This window comes from Leisingera sp. McT4-56 (genome assembly GCF_020514995.1).
GTDB classification, from domain to species: Bacteria; Pseudomonadota; Alphaproteobacteria; order Rhodobacterales; family Rhodobacteraceae; genus Leisingera; species Leisingera aquaemixtae_A.
Genome location: NZ_JAJALF010000017.1, coordinates 60,434 through 75,446, shown reverse-complemented (window position 1 = coordinate 75,446; position 15,013 = coordinate 60,434). Strand labels below are relative to the sequence as shown.

10 protein-coding genes and 1 pseudogene are annotated in these 15,013 nt (G+C 62.9%); 3 read left to right on the top strand and 8 right to left on the bottom strand.

Features of this window, described 5'->3' with window-relative positions; all coding sequences use genetic code 11:
- Window positions 1–4: 4 nt before the first annotated feature.
- From LHL23_RS17015 to LHL23_RS17000, 4 genes are read right to left on the bottom strand one after another with little or no spacing between them, the layout of a single operon-like run.
- Window positions 5–2,416: an FAD-dependent oxidoreductase gene (locus LHL23_RS17015; RefSeq protein WP_226430809.1), complete on the bottom strand. Its 2,412-nt coding sequence runs from the start codon at window positions 2,414–2,416 to the stop codon at window positions 5–7.
- Complete coding sequence (locus LHL23_RS17010; protein ID WP_226430808.1) at window positions 2,409–4,889, bottom strand: GcvT family protein; 2,481 nt, start codon at window positions 4,887–4,889, stop codon at window positions 2,409–2,411. The genes LHL23_RS17015 and LHL23_RS17010 overlap by 8 nt, the downstream gene beginning before the upstream one ends.
- The gene (locus tag LHL23_RS17005) at window positions 4,886–6,175 is read right to left on the bottom strand and encodes an aspartate aminotransferase family protein (protein WP_226430807.1); all 1,290 of its coding nucleotides are present in this window, start codon (window positions 6,173–6,175) and stop codon (window positions 4,886–4,888) included. The genes LHL23_RS17010 and LHL23_RS17005 overlap by 4 nt, the downstream gene beginning before the upstream one ends.
- Window positions 6,172–7,719 carry a trimethylamine methyltransferase family protein gene (locus LHL23_RS17000; protein WP_226430806.1) on the bottom strand — a complete coding sequence of 516 codons (1,548 nt, stop codon included), beginning with the start codon at window positions 7,717–7,719 and terminating at the stop codon, window positions 6,172–6,174. Before LHL23_RS17000 ends, LHL23_RS17005 begins: the two co-directional genes overlap by 4 nt.
- 105 nt (window positions 7,720–7,824) lie before the next feature.
- On the opposite strand from LHL23_RS17000, the gene LHL23_RS16995 reads away from it, so the two are divergent.
- Both LHL23_RS16995 and LHL23_RS16990 read left to right on the top strand, forming a co-directional pair.
- Window positions 7,825–8,715, top strand: coding sequence for a LysR substrate-binding domain-containing protein (locus tag LHL23_RS16995; RefSeq protein WP_226430805.1), 891 nt, complete (start codon window positions 7,825–7,827; stop codon window positions 8,713–8,715).
- 403 nt (window positions 8,716–9,118) lie between these two features.
- Window positions 9,119–9,664: pseudogene (locus LHL23_RS16990) on the top strand (tyrosine-type recombinase/integrase).
- Between the two features lie 206 nt (window positions 9,665–9,870).
- Here the strand turns inward: LHL23_RS16990 and aguB are convergent.
- The 3 genes from aguB to LHL23_RS16975 form a co-directional block, all read right to left on the bottom strand.
- Entirely contained in the window at window positions 9,871–10,761 is an 891-nt protein-coding gene (aguB, locus tag LHL23_RS16985) for an N-carbamoylputrescine amidase (protein ID WP_226430804.1), read from the bottom strand.
- Between the two features lie 3 nt (window positions 10,762–10,764).
- Window positions 10,765–11,808 (bottom strand): agmatine deiminase family protein, encoded by a 1,044-nt coding sequence (locus LHL23_RS16980; RefSeq protein WP_226430803.1) that lies wholly within the window; start codon window positions 11,806–11,808, stop codon window positions 10,765–10,767.
- A 98-nt stretch (window positions 11,809–11,906) separates the two neighbouring features.
- Window positions 11,907–13,034, bottom strand: a complete 1,128-nt coding sequence (locus LHL23_RS16975) for an extracellular solute-binding protein (RefSeq protein WP_226430802.1) — start codon at window positions 13,032–13,034, stop codon at window positions 11,907–11,909.
- Window positions 13,035–13,186: 152 nt separating this feature from the next.
- On the opposite strand from LHL23_RS16975, the gene LHL23_RS16970 reads away from it, so the two are divergent.
- Window positions 13,187–14,137 (top strand): LysR family transcriptional regulator, encoded by a 951-nt coding sequence (locus LHL23_RS16970; RefSeq protein WP_226430801.1) that lies wholly within the window; start codon window positions 13,187–13,189, stop codon window positions 14,135–14,137.
- A gap of 90 nt (window positions 14,138–14,227) precedes the next feature.
- Here LHL23_RS16970 and LHL23_RS16965 read toward each other — a convergent pair whose 3' ends face one another.
- A complete protein-coding gene (locus tag LHL23_RS16965) occupies window positions 14,228–15,013 on the bottom strand; it encodes a carbon-nitrogen hydrolase family protein (protein ID WP_226430800.1) in 786 nt (261 codons plus the stop codon).

Here is a 15,013-nt window from a genome sequence, read left to right as displayed (position 1 = left end):
GGTCTCAATCCTCGGAACGGGGCCGCAGGTTCTGCGGGTCAAAAACTGCTTCATCATGGATGGTGACGGCGAATTCCCGGTTCAGGATCTGCACGGTCAGCCCTTCGCGCGGCGTGCCCTTGCGGACAAACAGCCAGCCCAGCGACTTGCCAACCGTGTAGCCATAACCGCCTGAGGTGGTCTGGCCGACGGGCTTGCCCTCCCGCAGCACCGGCTCGCCGCCGTGGATATTGATGCCGTCCGCGTGAAGTTCCGCGTAGAACAGCTCCCAGCCCGGATCGCGGGACAGCAAGGCTTCCTTGCCCAGAAACTCCCGGCCCTCCGCCGCCACAAACCGCTCCAGCCCCACATCCAGCGGCCCCGCGTCGGTGGTCAGTTCGCCGGAGGCACGGTAGGCCTTCTCCATCCGCATGCCGTTGAAGGCATAAGACCCCAGATCGGCCAGCCCGTGTTTCTCTCCGGCTGCAAACAGCGCGTCGTAGAGTTCGCCGATCTGCTCCAGCGGCGCGTGCAGTTCCCAGCCAAGCTCCCCCACGAAGGAAACGCGCAGGGCGTAACAGGGTACACCCGCCACGGTGATCTCCTGCGCCGACAGCCAGGGGAACGCCCGGTTCGAGAGGTCCGCATCCGTCAGCTCCGCCAGGATCCGGCGCGAGGCCGGGCCGGAGAGCGCCAGCATGCCCCAATCCTGGCTGCGATTGATCATCCGCACGTCCTCGCCGTCGCGGATATGTGATTTGAGCCAGTCAAAATCCGGGTTGGCGCGGGCAATCGGCGAGCCGGTGAAATAGCGGTCCTTCGCGATGCGCCAGATGGTGATTTCGGTCTCGAACCGGCCTTTCTCCGTCAGCAGGTGGTTGAGGCTCATCCGCCCGTCGCGGAGCGGAAGCTTGTTAGCCGACAACCGGTCCAGCAGTGCACCCGCGTCCCTGCCGGTGATTTCAAACTGGGCAAAGGCACAAAGGTCGATGACGCCGGCCGCCTCTCTTGTTGCCTTGGCCTCCGCCATTGCGTTGGCATGCCAGGGCTGGCGGCCCCAGCCGATCTGCTCTGTCTCGCCGACCTCACCAAAGTAGCGCGGCCGTTCCCAGCCGGCGACCTCACCGAACACCGCCCCCTTGGCGGCCAGCCGGTCGTAGAGCGGGTGGCGGTTCAGGGGCCGAAGGCTCTCGAACTGCTTGCCGGGGCATGGGGTGTCATGGCGGCGCATGAACTCGTCCTTGGTGCGCTCTACGATGAAATGGTCAGTCGAGAAATTGCCATAACGGCGCGGATCGAGACCGCGCGTGTTGATCTGGGTCTCGCCATGCACCATCCAGTCCGCCAGCACTTTGCCCGCACCGCCGCCCCAAGCAAGGCCGATGGAGGAGCCGCAGCACAGCCAGACATTCGGCGCGCCCGACGGCCCCACCAGCATGCCGCCATCCGGCGTATGGGTGATGGCGCCGCGCACCACGCGTTTGATGCCCAGCTCCGCCAGCACCGGCATCTTGCCGAACGCCAGCATCAGAAAACCGCCGATGGAGTCGTAATCCGCCTCGAACAGCTCATTCTCCGCCGCCCAGGGCGCGCCCTGCGGCATTTCCCAGACGGTGGGGCAGACATGGCCCTCGTAGATGCCGATGAGGCCCGATTTCTGCTCCTGCCGGATATACCCGCCATAGGCGTTGTCGCGCATCACCGGCAGCTCCGGGCGGTCCACGAACTCAGGAACGGTATCTGTCACCAGGTAATGATGCAGGCAGCTGACAGATGGAATTCTCAGCCCGAACCACGCCCCGACCTGATTGGCATAGGAGCCCGCGGCGATCACTACATGCTCGGCCAGCACATCGCCTTTTTCCGTACGCAACAGCCACATACCCCCCTTGCGCGAGGCGCCCAGCACCTGGTTGCGGCGCTTGATCTTCGCGCCGCGCGCCCGGGTGGCCGCGGCCAGCGCCATGGTGACGGATGAAGGGTCGATATGGCCGTCCTCAAAGGTGCGCACGGCCGCCTTGACGCCGTCCACCTTGTAAAAAGGGTTCACCCGGGCGACTTCCTGCGGGCCAACCAGCTCCATCGGCAGGTCCAGCAATTTGCCGACCCCCATGATCGACTTCATCCAGTCGACCTCATCATCGGTTGTCGCAATGCGGAAGCCGCCGACCTCATGCCATCCGATGCTCTGGCCGGTCTCCTTCTCAACCCGCTTGTAGGTCTCGATCGAGGTCTTGTTGATCCAACCCATCAGCCGGCTGCCGACTGCGTGGGCAATCTGCCCCGCCGCGTGCCAGGTGGAGCCGGAGGTCAGCTCAGCCTTCTCAAACAGGATCGTGTCGGTCCAGCCGTTCTCGGCCAGCTGGAACTGGGCCGCCACACCCATGATACCGCCGCCGATAATGGCGACTTGTGTGGTGCGGGTGATGTCAGTCATGCGCAAACGCCTCTTTGGCAGATTTCAGCGACGCGCGGGCAGCGAAGCGAGTGCAGGCGATTTCAACCTCGAAGCCCCTGACAACCGCCCCTTCCAGAAGCGCAGAGGGCAGCGCCTGACCCTGGGTGGGCGCATCGCGCCCTCCCGTGGGGAGGGTCGGGCGCGGCCCCGCGGTGCCACCGGGCGGGACGTCAATCATCGCCAACGCAACCGAGCGGCCATATTTGTAGCTCCAGGCGGCCGAGGTGATCTGGCCCACAACTTGGCCGCCGTAGTAAACTGGCTCATCATGGATCGGGATCGCCTCCGGGCCGTCAAACAGGATCGAGACGATCCGGCGCTCCGGCCTGTGGTCCAGCAAAGCCGCTTCGCCTACGAAGCCGGTACCAAAGGCGCAGAATGCCTCCAGCCCGGCCTCCTGCGGCGTGGTGCCGGGGCCCAGTTCATGGCCAAAGGCCCGGAAACCGCTTTCGATCCGCAAGGAGCCGCTGGCATAAAGCCCGGCGTGGCTTGCGCCCGCTGCCACCAGCGCCTCATAGGCCGCCATCGCCATGTCGGCGGGGATGTAGAGTTCATAGCCCTCCTCGCCGGTGAAGCTGAGGCGACCGGCCCAGCCACGCGCCAGGCCGATCTCAACGGGGGCAAAGTGAAAGCGTTTCAGGTCGGGCACCGGGCTGTTAGTGGTCGCCTGCAGCACCGCGCGGGCCCGGGCGCCCGCCAGGCCAAGGATTGCATGACCGCTGGTCACATCGGTAAACTCAACGCGGAAATCCCCCTTGGTTTCCCGCATCCGCTTCATGTCGCGCACCACTTCCCCGGCACCCGCGATCAGCAGATAGGTCTGCGTCCCGTGCCGCTGCACCGTGACATCGCTTTCGATGCCGCCCTTGCGGTTCAGGATCTGGGCATAGGCGATACGGCCCTCGGCGATATCCATCTGCACCGCGCAGAGATGGTTAAGGAAGGCACAGGCGTCCGGCCCCTGCACCCAAATCTTGCCAAAGGCGCTCTGGTCCAGGATGGCGGCGCCGTTGCGGCAGGCTTCCACCTCGCGGCCCACCTGATCGCGCCAGGCAGGCAGGCCAAAGGTCAGCGGCAGATGCGCCGTCGCCCCGCCGAAATGCACCGCCCGCTCCCAGCCGCCTCGGCTTTCAAACCTTGCACCGGCCGCAACCAAACCCGCGTGGATGGGCGAGCGGCGCTGGCCGCGGGCGGTCTCCATCGACCGCCCCGGATAGGGATTGTCATAGTGGCGGCCTAGCACTTCGGGGATGCGGGCCTCTAGCGCACCCAGCACGTTCATCTCCGGGCTGAAGCGGCGGATATCAGCCTCATTCAGATCCATCGCCGGCTCGCCCGCGATGATCCATTCCGCCATCGCGCGCCCTGCCCCGCCTGCCAGCGCGATGCCGGTGGAATTCATGCCGCCCATCAGGAACAACCCCGGCACCTCGGGGCTTTCCCCCAGCATGAACTGGCTGTCGAGGGTGAAGCTTTCGGGGCCATTGAGAAGCATCCGCACCTCAGCTTTCTCCAAGGCGGGGATGCGGCGCAGGGCGTTTTCCATCATCGGCATGAAGTGGTCCCAGTCCTCGTCCAGCAGGTCAAAGGAAAAGTCCTTGGGCAGCCGGTCCAGGGGCAAGCCTTTTGCGTGCGGCTCGAAACAGCCGACCAGAAGGCCCTCGACATCGTCGCGGGCGTATAGGAAGGCATCCTGATCGTTCAGCGTCGGCAGATGCGCGCCCTTGCCGAGCGCCTGCACCTCCTGCAACGGCTTGGTCAGAATGTAGAAATGCTCGCAGGCATAGAGCGGCATATGGGCCCCCGCCATCGCGGCCACCTCGCGGGACCACAGGCCGCAGGCGATCACCACCTCCTCGGCCTCAATCAGATGACCGCCCGCCTCAACACCGGAAATCCGGCCGCCCGTCTTCTGCAGCCCGGTGACGGCAGTATCCTCAAAGATCTGCACACCCCGCGCCCGCGCGCCCTTGGACAGCGCCAGCGCCACGTCCGAGGGGTTCACCCGCCCGTCCGCTGGCGACCAGACAGCGCCAATCACGTCACCGGTCTCGATCAGCGGCCACAGCTCCTTGGCGCGGGCGGCATCCACCACCTCGGCCTCGAGGCCAAAGGCACGGCCCAGCGACACCTGCCGCTTGATATTGGTCAGCCGGTCCGGGTTGGTGGCCAGCGTCAGCGAACCTGTCTGGGTCCAGCCGGTGGCCTGGCCGGTCTCAACTTCCAGTTCGCCATAAAGGTCGATCGAGTAGTTGATCAGCCTGGTCAGCGTCGCCGAGGGCCGCAGTCGGCGCACCAGCCCTGCCGCGTGCCAGGTGGTGCCGCTGGTCAGCTTGGAACGTTCCAGCACCACGATATCCGTCCGCCCCTCGCGGGCCAGATGATAGGCGATGGAACAGCCGATGACGCCGCCGCCGATGATTACGGTGCGGGCGCGGGAAGGCAGAGTCATTGCAGCACTCCGTCCTGAACAAGCGCGGCAAACACTGCATCAAAGGCGTCCAGCGCCTCGTCTATCAGTTCCGGGGTATGCGCCGCGGAGGTCACGCAGGAGGTATGGCTCATCAGATCCACACCGCGCGCCAGCAGGCCGCCGCGCAGGCCAGCCACCAAGACAGGCGGCACGCTGCGGATTTCAACCGGGTTCAGCCCCGCCGGGTCAGCTGCGCCGAACAGCAGGTGGCAGGTTGAACTCTCCCCGTAGGCGCATCCCGCGATGCCGTGCCGCGCCATCAGCGCATTAAGGCCGTCGCGCAGGCGCTCTGCCATGGCATCGGCCTGTGCCTGCGCCTCTCCGGTGGCCAGAAGCGGCATCGCCGCGCAGGCGGCCGCGGCAATCAGGGGGGAGCCGTTAAAGGTCCCCTTGTGGCTGACCGGCGGCGACAGCCCGTCCCGCGCAGCGGAATTGTTCATCAGCTCCATGATCTCCGCCCGGCCGCAGACGGCACCGCCCGGCAGGCCGCCGGTCGCGACCTTGGCCAGCGTCGTCAGATCCGGCACGATATCGTCTCGCGCCTGCCGCCCGCCAGGCGACCAGCGCAGGCCAGTAATGATCTCGTCAAAGATCAGCACCGCCCCGGCGGCCCGGGCCGTGTCATGCAGGGCGCGCAAAGTTTCCACGGGCAGCGGTACAGAGCCATAGTTGGCCCCGGAGGCTTCGATTATCACGGTGCCGATGCTGTTGTCCTGCAGGGCCGCTTGCATTGCCAGCGGATCGGCGGCGCAGACCTCGATCAAGCCCGTCACCGCATCGGGTACGCCCAGCGACGCAGCTTGCAGACTGCCCGCCTTGGCCCCTTTCAATGCGTGGTCGTGCCAGCCGTGATAATGGCCGTCGGCCCGCAGCACCTTGTCCCTGCCGGACCAGGCCCGGCCAAGCCGGATCGCCAGCATGGTCGCCTCGCTGCCCGAAGCGGTGAAACGGGTGCGTTCGGCGGAGGGAAACAGCCGGTTGACCCATTCCGCCCATTCGATCTCGGCCTCGTGGCAATCGGCGCTGAATATCGCGCGGGCGGCCTGCCGCTGCAGCGCCTCGACGACTGCAGGGTGGCCGTGGCCCAGCATCTGGCTGGCGGATCCCATCTTGAAGTCGATGTAGCGGCGGCCCTCCGTATCCCATTTCTCGGCGCCAGCGGCGCGTTCAACATAGATGGGGTGCGGCGCGCGGTAGCGCAGCTCGTGACTGACGCCGCCCGGCAGCGCCGTACGGGCACGGCTGTTCAGTTCGCTGTTGCTCATGCGGGCCTGCCAATCTGTTCACGGGTGAGCCGGATATCAAACGCCGCGCGCAGCGCGCGGTCGGTCTCATCGCTGACATGCTGCGGAAAATGCGCGCTCAGAATTTCACGGGCTGTGTCCCGCGCCGCCTCGCCCACCGGCCGGGCGCCAGCCTCCTGCCAATCGCGAGGGGACCGGCGGTCGCCGATATGCGGATAGAAGTAGTCTGACTTCATCCTCTCAAATGTGTGCTGCTGCCCCAGATAATGGCCTTCGCCGCGGCACACCTGGGCGATCACATCGGCGGCAATGTTTTCCGGCGTCGCCTCAACCCCGCGGATCGTGCGCAGGATGTTGCCCAGCAGGTCATTGTCGCTGACATAGGCCGCATGGCTGACGCCCAGCAGGCTCGCCTGCATGCCCGCTGCCTGGGTGACGATGTTAGCCCCTGCATGGGCAGCCATCGCCACGGCCAAGGATTTCTCGGCGCCATATTGCGCGTCCAGGCATTTGGAATCAGTGATCCCCGCGATGGAAGAAACCGGCAGGCCGAAATGCCGCCCCATCTGGGCCGCGCCCGCCATCAGGATTGCCTGCTCGCCGCCGCCGCCGCACATCGACCCGGTGCGCAGATCGGCCACCAGCGGCTTGGGGGCAAAGATCGCTTTAGCCTCCGGGTCCACCAGCCGTGCAAACACCAGCCCGGCCAGGGTTTCGGCAACCGCCTGCACCAGCGACCCGGCGATTGTGGCAGGGCTGGTCGCCCCGGCCTGTCCTGCGCTGATCAGCTGCACCGGGAAGCCGGCCCTGATCGCGGCCTCCAGCACTTCGCTGGCCTCCTCGGCAAAACGCATCGGCGGCACTACATGGCAGACCATCACCGTCAGGAAGGGCCGCGCCCGGAACGCAGCTTCACCGCCGGCGATTTGGTAGCAGAGATCCGCGATTGGCCGCACGTTTTCCGGTGCGCTGATCGAGATCGAGACATGCTTGGACGTGCCCATCAGGCAGGCATAAGCGGTGTTCAGATCCATCACCGCGCTGTCCTCAATATCGCGGGCCACAACCGAACGGCTAAAATGGTGGATGTTCTCCATCCGGTCGACAATCCGCGCCGCATCGTACAAGTCCGCCAGCGTCGAGTCGCGGTACACCCCGGTGTCGAGGTCGAACACCCCCGGTGCTGCGCCGCCGGTCGACATATGGACTCGCGCGCCGGAGATCTGCAGATCGTTCTCCGGCTCCTGGCCGCACAGCTTGAAGGCCTTCTGCGCGCCTTCAACGGCCCATCGCACCAGCGCCCGCGGAAACAGCAGCCTGTGGTCTTCGGTCAGCTGCCCGCCCGCGGTGCAGACCTTGTCGATCATGGACGGAATGGCCTGACTCAGCCCTAGCGTTTCCAGAAGCGATAGCGCCGTCTCCTCAACCAGCGCAACCTCCGCAGGCGCAAGCGGTTTCAGCCGCCCGCCTTCAACACCGGGCCACACTGGCCTTACGCTGCCAGCCTCGCTGGCCGCATTAAGCCGCTCCTTGCGCCCGCGCCTTCGTTTTCCGGATGCCGCCATTTCATGAGCCCAGCTAAGTTCTTCCAAACGGTGGCGCCGGAAGTTCTGATTTACAAATGGTCATTGCTCAGCAACTAATGAGTTGAACTCACCTTTGGATTCCGCATGCTGCCGTCTCTCTCCGCCCTGCGCGCCTTCGAAGCCGCCGCCAGAACGGGCAGCTTCCGCGCCGCAGCTGAGAACCTCTCCGTGACCCCCACCGCGATCAGCCACCATATCCGCGGCCTCGAGGAGCAGCTCGGCACCAAGCTGTTCAAACGCTCCGGGCGCGATGTGGTACTGACGGAAGACGGGCAGCGGCTGGCCGAAACGGCGGTTCAGGCCTTTGGCATGCTCGAAGATGCGGTCCGCGCGCTCAGGCGCACCTCCCGCAGAACCGTGCGTATTGCCGCCGGCCCCATTTTCACGGCCCGGTGGCTGATGCCGCGGATCAGTGATTTCTGGGAACAGCACCCGGGGACCGGACTGGAGGTGGTACCGACGTATCAGCCGGGCGCGCAGGACCGGGAAAACGTGGATATCGTGATCCGCTGGGAACGCATGTCGGAGATGCCTGAAGGGGCCGTCAAACTGCTGGAACTAAGTCCGGTGGCGATTGCGTCAAGGGACTTCCTCACCCGGTTCGGCCCGGTGAAATCACCGGCAGACCTGCTGCAATTGCCGCTGCTGCACCAGCGGAACCATTGGGGCTGGCTGGACTGGTTCTCAGCGATGGGCGTGCGGGTTCCGGACACCTTGCGCGGCCCGGTGTTTGAGGACGCCAATGTTCTGCTGCGCGGCGCGGCGGAAGGCCAGGGTGTGATTGTTGGATGGCTGCCGCTGATTGACCAGGATCTAACCGAAGGCAGAGTTGTGCGCTTGTTTGACGAAGACATCACGCCAACCCATGGGTATTTCCTGGACGTGCGCAAAGGCAACCAATTGCGCCGGCAAACACGGGTCGCCATCGACTGGCTGACAGCCCAAAGCGCCCAAGGTTATTTTGGCCGCTATTGAACCTCTATCCAGGCCAGATAGGCTTGCCTGAAACGGGCTGACGAACGCCAGGAGCAAGCTGTTCCTCCAAGGCAAAAGCCAAAACTGTGGTCTTGCAGACGTTCAGTAACTTTTAGGCTATGGCAGCTTTGTCCCGCGATATGAGAATTTGCAGACCTCAAGATCGGCGCCCGAAGCGAGCTCTCGTTCTGCAGCCCCCTGTCTGCAAACCTCACATCTGGCGGGATCTTGGTCCCGACCACTGTCCCGATTACAGGACCGGAGAGCTCCAAAGGAACGGCACCAATCTGTGATGACTGCATCGATTGTGCCATGCCGGACAACGGCGGCATTCCCTCGGTCACCATGTCACGATGCCGTCGCAGAGCAACCTGATCTCGCTGATTGTTAGGCAGCGGGTTTCATTGTCGCTTCTTGGGCAATCCGCGTTCGCCTCGAGATCGCCGAGAACCGCAGAGCCTTGGCATTATTCAACTTCGCCGTTGACAGCAAACTGCGCGGTTGTGACTTGGTGAAGGTCAAGGCGTCTGATGTCTATGCCTCCGGCCTCGCCAAGGAGCGCGCCTCGATCATCCAAAGCAAGAAACAGAAGCCCGTGCGTTTCGAGATCACGGAAAGCTCGCGCATGTTACTCTCTAGATGAACGGACGAACCGCTGATGGTCGGCTCAGAATATCGCTGGCCCGGCCGGTTTCACGAACGTCTGCACATATCAGCGCGGCAATGCGCCCGCCTCGTACGGGAGTGGGTTAGTTCCATCGGGTTGAACACCGCGTCCTACGGCACACATTCCATGCGGCAGACCAAGGTTGCGCATATCTGCAGGAAGACCGGCAACTTGCGGGCTGTTCAGCTCCTGCTTGGTCGAACCAAGATCGATGGCACTGTCCGCTATCTCGGCTTCGAGCTCGAAGATGCTCTGGCGATCACTGAAAGTATGGGAGCCTAAGGATCAGGGCCGCTTTCAATGGCGGCCCGAAGCTGCCTTCCAAGGCCGCGTTGCCTTCTGCATTGCATTATAGAACACCGGACCTTCAGTTTTCAGTGCAACTTTCCCGGTTATCGAAAGTAGCAACCAGGTTCCCGGCCTCGAAAAGCATACAGGCCGCTCCAGTCGGCTGGAGCGGCCTGCTGGCTGTGCCACTAGGAAGTGCGTCAGCCTGATGCTGTGCTGGCGTTTATTCCGTCCAGGCTTGACAGGATACCGTAATGCTCCGGCCGCCGGTCGCGGAAAACGCACCAGTAATCGCGGTGACTGGCCACTTCATCCATGTCGAAGCTATGCACCAGGACGGTTTCGCTGACCCGGTCCGCTTCCTGCACCTTCTCGCCGAACTGGTTGGCGATGAAAGAAGACCCGTAGAAGGTCATTTCAGTTCCGTTCAGCCCGGCTTCGGTTCCAATCCGGTTGGAAGCCACCAGCGGCACCAGGCTGGCGCCTGCATGGCCCTGCTGTACCCGCTGCCAGTGGGCGGCGGAGTTCCATTGCGTGCTGCCAAGCTCGGAGCCGATGGCGGTCGGGTAGAACAGGATTTCCGCCCCCATCAACGCCATCGACCGGGCGCATTCCGGAAACCACTGGTCCCAGCAGATACCTGCACCGATGCGGCCGTAGGCGGTGTCCCAGACCTTGAAGCCAGTGTCGCCGGGGGAGAAGTAGAACTTCTCCTGGTAGCCGAACCCATGCGGGATATGGCTTTTGCGGTAGATGCCGAGGTTCCGCCCGTCGGCGTCAATGATCGCAATCGAGTTGAACCGCGCGTTTCCGGCTTTCTCGTAGAAGGAGACAGGCAGCACCACGCCGAGTTCGCGCGCGACGCCCTGAAAGTGCTCCAGTGTCGGATGCCCCTTGGCCGGCAGGGCGCGCTTCCAATGCTCCGGGTCCTCGTCCTGGCAGAAGTAGTGTCCTTCGAACAGCTCTTGAAGCAGGATGATATTGGCGCCCTTGGCGGCAGCTTCACGGATCAGGCGCTCGCCGTTTTCCACGTTGCTCTTCACATCCGCGCTGCAGGCCATCTGGGTGGCTGCGACGGTAACCATGCGCATCGCTTAGCCCTCCACATTCGTGCCGGCCGGCACCTGCTGGGTAACGCAGCCGATGCCGCCGCCGCCCACCGCCTGCCATTCGCTGCGGCAGGGAACGATCTCGCGGTCTGGATAGGCTTGCTGCAAGATCATAAAGCCGCGGTCGTCGAGCTTGGGATCGACCTCCGGTGTCACAACCGCACCGTTGATGACATAGGCATTGGTATATGGGGTGGCGAGCCGGCGGCCCGGCAGTTTGGTGCTGTAGGGCAGCACATCCATTTCGATGATCTCGAGCTGGCGGCCTTGGGCATCCCGGGCGCTCTTGAGGATTTCAAGGTTCTCCTGCAGCAGATCGTAATTCGGGTTAGCTTTGTCAGTAACCACCTGTGCAAGAACCCGGCCCGGGGCCACATATTCAACCACATTGTCGACATGTCCGTCCGTGCCGGCGTCCTCGTAAAGACCCAGCGGCAGCCAGATCACTTTTTCAATGCCGAGATAGTCATGCAGGTTCTGTTCAATGGTTTTGCGGCTCATTCCGGCGTAACGGTTCACGTTGCGCATATTCTGCTCGGTGGTGATCAGAGTGCCTTTGCCGTCCACCGACATGCCGCCGCCTTCGCCGATGAAAGAAGTGCGAAAACAGGGCACACCGAGATGTTCCAGCACTTTCGACGGCATCTCTTGGGTCTTTTCGCTGACAGCCCGGCCGCCCCAGCCGTTGAAGCCGAAATGCACGCCGGCCACTTCGCCTGCATCGTTGCGTACGAAGATAGGGCCGTTATCACGGATCCATGAAGCATCGACCGGGGCTTCGAAGATTTCTGCAACTTCCCCGCAGCGCTCACGTGCATCTGCTGCGTCTTTGGGATCGGCGATTAGCGTGACGGGTTCGTAGCGGCTGATGGCATGAACAAGGCGTTCCGTCTCTTTGCGGAAGCCCTCAACATCGGTGCCCACTGCCTCTTCGGCGGGCGGCCAGGTCAGCAGCGTTCGGGCGTGCCGGTCAAAGCGGGCAGGCATACGGAAGCCTTGGGCGAAGGGGGTATCAGTCTTCTGTGTCATCTGGTTTTCTCCTTTGGATGGCACGCGGCACAGGGCACCCGGGCCGCGAGGGCGCAGCTTGTTTCCTTGCTGTGAGCTGAATTTGAGTGGGAGGCGGCTTAGCGGCCGGTCTTGAACCGGGTCCAGGCGCGGTTCAGCAGGCGCAGGCTTTTCTGATCGCGCGGAAGGTTCGGGAACAGTTTGCTCATCAGTTCCGGCCCGGGATAGACATTGGGATCGTTGCGGATTTCCGGGGCCACGAATTCGAGCGATGCCTGGTTGCCGTTCGGGTAGTAGTAAAGATTGGTGACGCTGGCGATGACATCCGGCTTCATCATGTAGTTGATGAAGGCATGAGCGTTCTCCGGGTGCGGGGCATCATCCGGAACCGACATGAAGTCGAAAAAGACCTCGGTGCCTTCTTGGGGGATGGAGTAGGCAATCTCGACGCCATTGCCGGCTTCAAGCGCACGGGCATAGGCAAGGCCTGCATCGCCGCTCCAGCCCAGCGCCAGGCACAGGTCGCCCCGGGCCAAGTCGTTGATGATGGAGGCGGTTTTGAAGTGGCGCACATGCGGCCAGACCTCAGCCAGCATTTCGTATGCCTTGTCGAAATCCGCTTTGTCCGAAGTGAAAGGGTTCAGGCCCAGATAATTCAAGGCGATCGCCATAATCTCTTCCGGGGAATCGATGATTGCGACGCCGCAATCGGCGAATTTTGACACCACGTCCGGATCGAAGATCATACGGAGGCTTTCGACCGGGGCATTTTCCATGCGCTCGGCAATCAGGGCAGGATTGTAGATGACGCCGGTGGTTCCCCACAGATACGGCACACCGTGACGGTTGTCCTCATCATGCCGGGACAGGAATTCCATGATCTTCGGGTCGAGATTGCCCCGGTTCGGCAGTTTTTCCTGGTCGAGCTCGGCCAGCGCACCGACTTGCATAAGCCGGTTAGCGACCAGAGCCGACGGCAACACCACATCATAGTTGGTGGCGCCGGCCAGCATCTTGGTTTCAAGCTGCTCCAGCGAGTCAAAATAGTCATAGACAACGGAAATACCGGTCTCCGCTTCAAAGCTGTCGAGCACCTCGCGGGGGAAATACTCGGCCCAGGCGGTGATATTCACCTGCTGGCTGTCTGCACTGGCCTGAGACGCCGCTGCGCCTATCAGAAGACACGCCACCGCAGTGGTGTTCAACGCCCGCCGGTATAGAGCCCGGATTCCGGTTTTTGCTGACATGGTGGTTCTCCCTGCTGTCATGTAGCGCCCGTCTTTGACTGTTTGTGTTTCGGGGCTGGCTTCAGCGTGGCGGAATGGCTGCTATAGAACAAACGATGTTTATCGAACCGTTCAGATCGAATAGATTCATCTGAAATGGTGCCTGAAGGATCATGAAAAGACATCTGCCTCCGCTAACCTCCTTGCGCGCTTTCGAGGCCGCCGCCCGCCACGCCAGCTTCAAGCGTGCGGCGGAGGAGCTTTGCGTCACGCCGTCGTCGGTGAGCCATCAGATCCAGAAGCTTGAGGATTGGCTCGGGGTTCAGCTTTTTCAGCGGCTCAACCGGAAAGTCGCCCTGACCGACGCAGGCCGGACATATTTCGGCACCATTGCCTCCGCCTTTGATGAAATGGCTGCAGTGACCGGGCTGATCCGCAAGCCTATGCGCGGTGAAACTGAGCACCAGAAGCTGAAGGTGTTCGCCAATGCCGGTTTTGTCGAATGCTGGCTTGGGCCCCGGCTGAGCGCGCTGCAGGCCGCGGTTCCGGGGGTTCAGCTGGAGGTCGCCTTCGGCAGCAGCGTCGAGGATTATCTCAGGGGCAATGCCGATGTAGCCATCCACTTTGGCCGCGGTGACTGGCCCGAGTATCAGTCGGCCTACCTGCGGACCGGCTACGAGTTTCCCGTCTGCAGCCCGGATCTTCTGCCGCCGGGACAACAAATGGCCGATCCGTCCAGCCTGGCCGGCTTCCAGCTGCTTCATGAAGATGATGCCTCTGGCTGGGCCAAGTGGCTTGCCTCTGCCGGCGTACAGCACCCGGGCATCCGCAATGGCCCCATTTTCCATTCCACACAGACCATTTTCAGCAAGGTGATCGCCTGCGAGGGGATCGCCTTGGGAGATGACATCGTCGCCGCGGACCTTTTGCTCTCCGGCGGCCTGATCAAGCCCGTCGGCCTGGTGCGGAAGTCCAACAGTTCGTTGTACTTCCTCCAATTCCGCACCGAAGAAAGCCTGCCGGGTCTCGCCTCGGTCCGCGATTGGCTGACCAGAGAATTGCAGTCCCACGAAGAAGAAACTGCCTTGCTGCGTCGGAATGAACCGTATCCGGCGAAGGAATAAGCGGCCTTCTTCGCCGAATGCCCTGAAATCCTATTCGGCAAGGCAAACGCTTGCGTTTCCATTGACAGGCAGCATCAAACAAATGCCGCGCTAACCAGGTAGACGTTTAAGGTCTGCAAGATAGGGAAGACGGGATTGCGCGGCCAGAACCGCGCCATTTCCAATGCTTGCCTTCAGCAATTCCTCGCCCGCCCCGGCTCTTGCCAGCTCCTGCCCGTTCGGCGCGATGACACAGCTGCCGCCATAATAATCCATGCCGTTTTCATGCCCGGAGGAATTCGCGTAGCAAGTGAAAACCCCGTTTTCGAACGCCCGCGCGGGAATGACGGTGTTTGCCACAACGCCCCACTGAGCACCCAAGGCTGTGGGAACCAGAACCAGCTCTGCCCCGGCCTGTGCGACCGCCCGGAAGGTTTCCGGGAACTCGGCGTCGTAGCAGATCAGTGTGGCAGCTTTGAACCCTTCCAGCTCGAACAGCGTGTAGGCTTCGCCAGGGCTGAAATGGTCACCTTCAAAGCCAGGAGGCAGCAGCAGTTTGCGGTGGGTTGCCAGCAGGTTTCCGTCCTTGCCGATGCAAGAGGCCGAGTTAAACAGGTCACCGCCGGATTGCTCCGCAAATCCGTAGTGGATCGCCACCTGATGCGCCCGGGCGAGTTCCGCAATCACCTGCGCCGACGGCCCGTCCACCGGTTCCGCCCAGTCCGAAACCCGGCTGCCAATGTTATATCCGGTCAGAAACAGCTCAGGCAGCACCAGCAGATCGGTGTTCTGCCCTTGCAGCCGGGACAGACAGTTGCCTAACCAAGCCAGCCGCGCCTGCGGACCGTGGAGGTCCGCAGGGCTTTGGGCAACTGCGATATTCAGGTTGCCTGTCAT

What these genes read in the sequence shown, in the direction of transcription:
- LHL23_RS16980 (WP_226430803.1), bottom strand. Translation starts at nt 11,808, where the DNA reads ATGACACAGAAGACTGATACCCCCTTCGCCCAAGGCTTCCGTATGCCT.
- LHL23_RS17005 (WP_226430807.1), bottom strand. Translation starts at nt 6,175, where the DNA reads ATGAGCAACAGCGAACTGAACAGCCGTGCCCGTACGGCGCTGCCGGGC.
- LHL23_RS16975 (WP_226430802.1), bottom strand. Translation starts at nt 13,034, where the DNA reads ATGTCAGCAAAAACCGGAATCCGGGCTCTATACCGGCGGGCGTTGAAC.
- LHL23_RS17010 (WP_226430808.1), bottom strand. Translation starts at nt 4,889, where the DNA reads ATGACTCTGCCTTCCCGCGCCCGCACCGTAATCATCGGCGGCGGCGTC.
- LHL23_RS16970 (WP_226430801.1), top strand. Translation starts at nt 13,187, where the DNA reads ATGAAAAGACATCTGCCTCCGCTAACCTCCTTGCGCGCTTTCGAGGCC.
- LHL23_RS17015 (WP_226430809.1), bottom strand. Translation starts at nt 2,416, where the DNA reads ATGACTGACATCACCCGCACCACACAAGTCGCCATTATCGGCGGCGGT.
- LHL23_RS16965 (WP_226430800.1), bottom strand. Translation starts at nt 15,013, where the DNA reads ATGACAGGCAACCTGAATATCGCAGTTGCCCAAAGCCCTGCGGACCTC.
- LHL23_RS17000 (WP_226430806.1), bottom strand. Translation starts at nt 7,719, where the DNA reads ATGGCGGCATCCGGAAAACGAAGGCGCGGGCGCAAGGAGCGGCTTAAT.
- LHL23_RS16995 (WP_226430805.1), top strand. Translation starts at nt 7,825, where the DNA reads ATGCTGCCGTCTCTCTCCGCCCTGCGCGCCTTCGAAGCCGCCGCCAGA.
- aguB (WP_226430804.1), bottom strand. Translation starts at nt 10,761, where the DNA reads ATGCGCATGGTTACCGTCGCAGCCACCCAGATGGCCTGCAGCGCGGAT.